The 1,277-nt window shown below is 65.7% G+C and carries 2 protein-coding genes and 1 pseudogene; 1 reads left to right on the forward strand and 2 read right to left on the reverse strand.

The window, feature by feature from the left end:
- Nucleotides 1–112: pseudogene (locus ACWGPE_RS18915) on the reverse strand (alpha/beta hydrolase); the annotation flags it as partial.
- Between the two features lie 9 nt (nucleotides 113–121).
- Nucleotides 122–391 carry a hypothetical protein gene (locus tag ACWGPE_RS18920; RefSeq protein WP_211156642.1) on the reverse strand — a complete coding sequence of 90 codons (270 nt, stop codon included), beginning with the start codon at nucleotides 389–391 and terminating at the stop codon, nucleotides 122–124.
- A gap of 192 nt (nucleotides 392–583) precedes the next feature.
- On the opposite strand from ACWGPE_RS18920, the gene ACWGPE_RS18925 reads away from it, so the two are divergent.
- On the forward strand, nucleotides 584–1,277 hold a 694-nt coding region (locus tag ACWGPE_RS18925; protein WP_452049302.1), incomplete at its 3' end, for a mycobacterial-type methylenetetrahydrofolate reductase.

The raw sequence follows: 1,277 nt of genomic DNA on the forward strand, positions 1-1,277 counted from the left end.
GCGTGAACCCGTGGGAGAAGACGCCCCAGCCGCGGATCGGCCCATCGGGCAGGTCGATGACACCCGCCAGCATCGGACCCGTCGAACTGGGGAAGGTCACACGTTCAGCCATGCCGGTGGTTTACCACGGTGCGAGCAACGCCGCGACGATGCCACGGAGCTCGTCGGCATCCAGCTCGACGCCGCCCAACCCGTACAGGATCAGCCGCGACAACAGATCGTCGCCGACGCGCCGGCACCGGTCGGCGATGAGGACATCGATGTAGGCGTCGAGTGCGTCGCGGGAGCGGGCATCCAACTGGGCGCCTGCCCAGCGGGACATCTGTGGCCAGTCGCTCTGCGGTATTCCGAGCGCCGTGTACACGTCGGTGTGCGTCAGTGAAACGGTCATGTCCCGACCATTCTCGCGGGGTCGAGCGCCACGATCCCGTTTTGCGGCGCATCTCACGCTGCCCGCGGAATGAGATGTGAGAGGTACCTGTGTGGTTGCCAGCCGGCCTCCGTAATGTGGAGTCTCCGGTGGAATGCGGGCATCGGCCCGTGACGGGCAATGTGGCCCGCCCGCCGGGTAGGTATTCGTCAGATGTGGAGCAAGTTCGTGCCCCTGAACACCATCGCGCTGGAACTCGTCCCGCCGAACCTGGAACGCGGCGTGCAGTACCCCGTCGACGAGGCGCGGAAAGTGCTCGCCCTTGCTGCCGAAACCGGCATCGAAGGCCGGATACAGCACGTCATGATCCCCGGGATGATCGACGAGGACGACGACCGTCCGATCGAGATGGAGCCGCGGATGGATGTCCTGGACTACTGGAACATCCTGCGCCCCGAGCTGCCGGGCCTGCGCGGCCTGTGCACGCAGGTCACCTCGTTCCTGGATCAGGAGTCGCTGGGCAAGCGCCTGACCGACCTCAGCGGGGCCGGTTTCGACGGCATCGCCTTCGTGGGCGTGCCCCGCACCATGAAGGACGGCGAAGGTGAGGGCGTCGCCCCTACCGATGCCCTGTCGATCTATGAGGAGCTGGTGCCCAACCGTGGCGCCATCCTGATCCCGACCCGTGACGGCGAGCAGGGCCGGTTCAACTTCAAATGCGAGCAGGGCGCCACGTATGGCATGACCCAGCTGCTGTACTCCGACGCCATCGTCGAATACCTGACCGAGTTCGCCGAGACCACCGACCACCGGCCCGAGATCCTGCTGTCGTTCGGTTTCGTGCCGAAGATGGAGACCAAGGTCGGTCTGATCAACTGGCTCATCCAGGACCCGGGCAATCAGGCCG

The sequence above is a fragment of the Agromyces sp. NPDC055658 genome, assembly GCF_053618155.1.

What these genes read in the sequence shown, in the direction of transcription:
- ACWGPE_RS18920 (WP_211156642.1), bottom strand. Translation starts at nt 391, where the DNA reads ATGACCGTTTCACTGACGCACACCGACGTGTACACGGCGCTCGGAATA.